This window comes from Parvibaculum sp., assembly GCF_035511255.1.
Lineage (GTDB): Bacteria > Pseudomonadota > Alphaproteobacteria > Parvibaculales > Parvibaculaceae > Parvibaculum.
Genome location: NZ_DATKFR010000334.1, coordinates 1 through 5,866 on the forward strand (window position 1 = coordinate 1; position 5,866 = coordinate 5,866).

Annotated in this window: 7 protein-coding genes; 4 read left to right on the plus strand and 3 right to left on the minus strand. The window is 65.8% G+C overall.

Annotated elements, in window-relative coordinates; all coding sequences use genetic code 11:
• Positions 1 to 704, plus strand: a 704-nt coding sequence (locus VMR03_RS13065; RefSeq protein ID WP_325405902.1) for a sulfotransferase domain-containing protein, incomplete at its 5' end; no start/stop codon positions are given.
• A 19-nt stretch (positions 705 to 723) separates the two neighbouring features.
• Here VMR03_RS13065 and VMR03_RS13070 read toward each other — a convergent pair.
• Positions 724 to 1,371: a thiamine phosphate synthase gene (locus VMR03_RS13070; protein WP_325405904.1), complete on the minus strand. Its 648-nt coding sequence runs from the start codon at positions 1,369 to 1,371 to the stop codon at positions 724 to 726.
• Here VMR03_RS13070 and VMR03_RS13075 point away from each other — a divergent pair.
• Positions 1,370 to 2,071 (plus strand): YggS family pyridoxal phosphate-dependent enzyme, encoded by a 702-nt coding sequence (locus VMR03_RS13075; RefSeq protein ID WP_325405906.1) that lies wholly within the window; start codon positions 1,370 to 1,372, stop codon positions 2,069 to 2,071. The two genes, VMR03_RS13070 and VMR03_RS13075, sit on opposite strands and share 2 nt — an antisense overlap.
• A gap of 16 nt (positions 2,072 to 2,087) precedes the next feature.
• Here the strand turns inward: VMR03_RS13075 and VMR03_RS13080 are convergent, their stop codons facing one another.
• Together VMR03_RS13080 and VMR03_RS13085 are read right to left on the minus strand one after the other, a co-directional pair.
• On the minus strand, positions 2,088 to 2,615 hold the full coding sequence (locus VMR03_RS13080) for a L,D-transpeptidase family protein (RefSeq protein ID WP_325405908.1): 528 nt from the start codon (positions 2,613 to 2,615) through the stop codon (positions 2,088 to 2,090).
• A 46-nt stretch (positions 2,616 to 2,661) separates the two neighbouring features.
• Positions 2,662 to 3,510, minus strand: a complete 849-nt coding sequence (locus VMR03_RS13085) for a hypothetical protein (RefSeq protein ID WP_325405910.1) — start codon at positions 3,508 to 3,510, stop codon at positions 2,662 to 2,664.
• A 223-nt stretch (positions 3,511 to 3,733) separates the two neighbouring features.
• On the opposite strand from VMR03_RS13085, the gene VMR03_RS13090 reads away from it, so the two are divergent.
• The gene (locus VMR03_RS13090) at positions 3,734 to 5,605 is read left to right on the plus strand and encodes a tetratricopeptide repeat-containing sulfotransferase family protein (RefSeq protein WP_325405912.1); all 1,872 of its coding nucleotides are present in this window, start codon (positions 3,734 to 3,736) and stop codon (positions 5,603 to 5,605) included.
• Positions 5,606 to 5,638: 33 nt separating this feature from the next.
• A partial coding sequence (locus tag VMR03_RS13095) for a response regulator transcription factor (RefSeq protein ID WP_325405913.1) occupies positions 5,639 to 5,866 on the plus strand: 228 nt, incomplete at its 3' end.

Sequence of the window (5,866 nt, forward strand, 5' to 3'; positions counted from 1 at the left end):
CCTTCCGCGAGATGACGGATGAGGAAGCGGCGCGATATCGGCCGCAAGTACAGCGCGATTTCACCACGGTTTTCCCCGACTCTGTCTTCGTAAAAACGCACCACTTCCTCGGCGAAATCGCCGGCGTGCCGCTGCACAACATGGATGTGACGGCCGGAGGTATTTACATCGTGCGCAATCCTCTCGACGTTGCGCTGTCCATGGGACCGCATTTCGGCGTTTCAATCGATGAGGCTATCGAGGTGTTGGCCAATGAAGCCGCCTGCACGAAGCCAAACGATACGCATGTGCCCGAGCATTACGGCTCCTGGTCGACCAATGTCCGGAGCTGGACGCAACAACCCAATCCGCAGCTGCTCGTCATGCGCTACGAGGACATGCTCGACAAGCCTCGCAAGAGCTTCAAGCGGGTCGCGGATTTCCTGGGATTGAAGCCGACGGCCGATCGCCTCGAGCGCGCGATCAAGTTCTCGTCCTTCAAGGTGCTGAAGGCGCAGGAGGAGAAACGCGGCTTCAAGGAACGCCCCGGCATATCGAAAGCCTTCTTTCGCGAAGGCAAGCGCGATCAATGGCGCAGGAAACTCACGCCCGATCAGGTGCGCCGGATCGTCACCGACCATCACGAGCAGATGGCGCGGTTCGGCTATATACCCGAAGACTACAAGGACGTGGTGCCCTCGTCCCCTCCCCGGAATGGAGAATAGGCAACAGCCCGTCTGGCGCTCAGGACGGGCGCGTTGCCGACGCGCCGATGCCGGCGACGCCGTGAAGCCGGACGCCCGCCAGCCTTCGCCGCGCCCTCTCGCCGGTCGCGCCGCCCAGCGCATAGACGGCGAGGCCATGCGTCCTCGCGCATGAGGCGAGCGCCGCGAAGCGGACGACCCCGAGGGGGCGTGCGTCCGGGTGGCTCCGCGTCGCGAAGACGGGCGAGATCAGCACCGCATCGACGCCCGCCCGCGCTGCGGCGGTAATGGCGGCTTGCGAATGCGCGGCGGCCGTCACGACGAGGTCGGGCTTTCGCCGCGCTGGACGCGCGAAACGCTGCTCCGCAGACTGACGAATGAGATACTCGGGAAGATGAAGCCCGCCAATGCCGAGGCACGAGCCGGCCTTGAGGTCGCCTGCGACGAGCAGCAGCACGCCGCGCAGGCGCGCCAGGCGCGCAAGCTCGCGCAGGCGCGCGTCATCATGCGCCACGCCATAGGCGCGGTAGATGACGGCTGATCCTTTCGGCGCCCGCCTCAGCGCCTCGGCGGGGTCCGGGCGGCGCAGGGGATCGGTCATGGCGATCGCGAACGGCAATCCCGCCTTGCAACGGTTCCGGCGCTTGCCTAGTTTCGCTTCCGCATCTCGCGGGAAAGACTTGGTCATGGTCGATAAAAGCCTACAGCAACATGCCGCGACCGGCGATACGCCGGCGGGCCGCCTCGAGGCCATTCAGGCGCGCATCGCCGCCGCGGCCCGCGCGGCGGGACGCGCGCCCGGCGACGTCACGCTCGTCGCCGTGTCGAAGACCTTCGACGCCGAGGCGATCGCGCCGCTCATCGCCGCCGGACAGCGCGTCTTCGGCGAGAACCGCGTGCAGGAAGCCGCCGCCAAATGGCCGGCGCTCAAATCGGCGACGCCCGGTCTCGAACTTCATCTGATCGGCCCTCTGCAGACCAACAAGCTGAAGGAGGCGCTGGCGCTCTTCGATGTCTTTCACACGCTCGACCGCGAGCGTCTTGCCGAGGCGCTGGTCGGCGAGCGCGACAAGGGCGCGGTGCTTCCGCGCCTCTTCGTTCAGGTCAATACCGGCGAGGAGCCGCAAAAGGCGGGCATCCTTCCCGGCGAGATCGACGATTTTATCGCTCGCTGCCGCGATGTGCACCGCCTCGACATCGAAGGGTTGATGTGCATCCCGCCGGTCGACGAGGAGCCGGCGCTGCATTTCGCGCTGCTCGACAAGCTCGCGCGGCGCAATAGCCTTAAGCAACTCTCGATGGGCATGAGCGCCGATTTTGAAACCGCGATTGCCTTCGGCGCCACGCATGTCCGTGTCGGCAGCGCGCTTTTCGGCTCAAGGGGCTGACGCGAGCTCAAGGAACTCACGCGAGGCCGATCGTCATCCGCGTCTGCGGCGTGACGCGGGCCAGCACGGCGTGCATGTCGGCAAGGCGCAAGGCGACGCAGCCTTCCGTCGCGCCGAGGCCGTCGCCTTCTTCCTTGGCCAGATGAAAGAAGATGGCGCTGCCGGCGCCCGGCACCACCGGATCGTCATTGTAACCGAGCGGCACGACGAGATCGTAAAGACCGTCGGGGCGCCAGAGCGTTTCGCAGCTTGCCGGGTAAGGCAGTTTGACCATGCGGTTATAGGCCGGGTCCCCGCTCGCGTCGCACCAGCCGTCGTCCGGTGCGATGGGTCGCGACGGCAGCGCTGTCGAGGGCGCCTCCAGCCGGTCCGGCCGATAGAGAAGTTCGCGCAGCGCAAAATGGCCGACAGGCGTCCCGCCGTCGCCTTCGCGCTTTTTCGCGACGAGCCCCGCGCGTCCGAGGGCGCAGGGAAAAACGTCGCCGGCGATATGCAGAAGGCCTTGATGGGCGCCCGGTCGGGCTGTCACGCGAATGTCGGTCATCAGGACGTCAATCTAGCGGGCGTCGCGCCCGGCCGCCAGACGGGGATCAGAGTCCGCCTGTTGCCGGGTCGGCAAAAGAGGTCGCGAACGGAATGTCGGGTCGGGCGCGCTTCAATGCATCGAGCTGGTCGAGGCCCTGCGCCATGGCGCCGGCGAGATCGGTGGTGGCAGGTTTGGCGGGTGCGGCCTTCGCCTTGTTCGCGGCACCGGTGTCAGCGGCGGCGGCCAGAGCCGGGTTCGCATCCTTCGCCACCTTGGGATCGGCAAAGGAACTGAGCAGGGCGTTGAAGGCGTCGGGGCTCAGCTGGGGCAGGGATTTCGGAACGGATTGGGCGCTGGCCGACGTTGCGGGTGCGAGGCTTGCCGGCGATGCCGGATGGTCGGTCTGGCCCTGGCTTGCAAGCGCCAACGGCGCGGCGTCGGGCGTCTTCGCGGCGGCGATCTGCTCCTTTCGGGCCGGTTGTTCGCGTACCGGCGTCTCGACCTTCGGCCCCGCTTCGGCGAGAGCTGTCGGCTCCGTCGTCGTGCTGCCGGTCATGCTCGCGATCATGTGCTCGCCCATATCGGCGCCGCTGACGGCCTCGACCGCCGCATCGAAAACAGAGGCGACAAGCCCGATTGGCCCGCCGTAAAGGGCGCCGCCGGCGACGCGGGCCTCGGGGCTCAACGTGTCGCCGGTCAGTTGCCGGTAAAGCGACGACACGACCGGAATGTGTTGAAGAGGGTTCAGCGTGTCGATGAGGTCGCCGAAGCTCAGCTCGTTCCTGCCTGAGGTTCCATCCACCTGCTTCGCGCCTGCGCCGGTCCGGGCCGCGCGCAGCGCCTCGAAGGCTTCCGACGCCATGTTGTGCTTGCCCTGATGGCCAAGCGGCACGGTCGCAGTGAAATCCGTCATCCGGGGGCCTCGCCCTTTCTCGGCGCCTGTCGCGCCAACCCTTGCGGAGCAAACCTTGGGCCACCGGAAATTGCTGGCGTTACAATGGCTTAACCTGCCGTTTCGTTTGACTTTTCGTGCCGGTCGGCAGAGCTTGCCGGGCATGTCCAGGGGGTGAGGCCGTTGGCCGCTGCTTCGCCCTGTGGCAAACTCGCGCCGCCGCCGCCCGAAGGACGAATTTCCGATGACCAAGCCACCCTCGCGTCCGGGTCCGAAACCCGGATCGACGACTGCCTTTCAGGCGGGACGCGCCACCGTGGGTCTGCCGCCCTCCGCGATCGGGAGGCCTGCGCCTTCGGCTGGGCCCGCCGCTTGGCAGCAGACGGATCTCGCGCGCGCGCTGCAAGCAGGCGCCACCCATTATGCGGCGGGTCGTCTCGATCAGGCGGGAGCTGCCGCCCAACAAGTCCTGCGTGTCGTGCCGAAACACCCCGACGCGCTCCATCTCCTCGGCCTCGTCGCGCATGGCAAGGGCGATTGCGCCATCGCCGAGACGTTCATCTCGGCCGCGGCGGGCCTGCTTCCGCCTCACCCCGATCTGTTGATCAACCTCGCCAACGTCCAGAGGGATCAGGGCAAGGCCGATGAGGCAATGGCGAATTATGCGGCGGCTCTGCGGTTGAAACCGGATTCTGTCCAGGCTCTGGTCAATCGCGGCGCGCTGCTGAAGGGCAGCCGGCGGCCCGACGAAGCTCTAGCGGATTTCATCCGCGCCATGGAGATCGCACCGGCCAATCCCGCGCCTTATCTGCGTGCCGCCGAACTGGCGACGGAGACGGGGCGGTTTCGCGAGGGTGTCGAGTACTGCATGCGCGCTCTCTCGCATATTCCTTCGCCGCCGCCCGCCCTCTATGTCCTGCTGGCGGGGCTCCACGAGCGGTTGACCGAACTCGACACGGCCCTCGATTTCGCGGAGCGCGCGCTGGCGAAGACCCCCGGCGACGTCGCCGCCGTCCGCCTCTGGGCGCGCATCCGCCGCCGCCGTTCGCCCAGGGACAAAGCGATGCTGGTGGAAATTCGTACCGCGCTCGAGGCGCTGCGCGACATCGATCCCGCCCTCGAAAGCGGCGTCGAGAACGATCTGGCGACCATCTGCGACCTTCTGGGCGAGACCGACGAAGCCTTCCTGCACTACACCCGTCAGAACGCGGCATCGGCCCGGATCGGCAGGAAGATGGGGATCGACAAGAATTCCTATCTCGTCCAGGTCGAGGATCTGATCTCGGCCTTCACGCCGGATTGGGTCGCCTCGTGGAAGCCGCGATCGCCGCAAACTCCGGACGACGGACATAGGGGCGTGCCGGTATTCTTGGTCGGCTTTCCACGCTCCGGGACGACGCTGCTCGATCAGATTCTCGACGCAAATCCCGACGTGCAGGTCTTCGAGGAATTGCCCACGCTGATCGCGCTGCGCGACGAACTTGCACTTTCTCCCGCCGGATTTCCGGCGGCTCTGGCCGAGATCGACGATGGCGAACGGCAGGCCTTGCGCGCGCTCTACTGGTCGAAACTCGAAGCCGATGGCGCCGACCTCGTCGGCAAGCATGTCGTCAACAAGTTGCCGTTGAACATCATTCATACCGGGCTCATTCACGCCGTCTTTCCAGAGGCGAAGGTCATCCTGGCGCTCCGTCATCCGGCCGACAGCATTCTCTCCTGCTTCATGCAGGATTTCGCGCTCAACGCCTCGATGGCGAATTCGCTGACGCTCGAAGATGCCGCCCATCTCTACGACCGCGTCATGACGCTCTGGCGGCAATATCGCGAGCTTTTGCCGCTCAACGTCGTCGAGGTGCGCTACGAAAACCTCATCCGCGATATCCGCGCCGAGGTCGAGCCGGTGCTCGATTTTCTCGGCCTGCCCTGGAACGAGGCGCAGGCCGATCCCGCCGCCCATGCGCTGGCGCGCGGGACGATCCGTACACCCTCCTATTCGCAGGTTACGCAACCCATCTATTCGAGTTCGGCGGATCGCTGGCGGCGCTATGAAAAACATCTCGCGCCCGTACTTCCCGTCCTCGAAAAACATATCAAGTATTTCGGCTATTCCCTTTGATCCCATTCGCCAGAACCCGGTCGCATCGATCCCATGAGCCACAAGAAAATCCTGATCGTCGATGACGACGAGGCCCTGCGCGGCTCTCTGGCGGAACAATTGCAGCTTCACGAAGAGTTCGAGGTCGCGACGGCATCGACCGCCTCGACGGGAATCGAACATGCGCGCAAGGCTCATGTCGATCTCGTCCTGCTCGATGTCGGTCTTCCCGATATGGATGGCCGCGAGGCTTGCCGTGTGATGCGTCGCGACGGGTTGAAG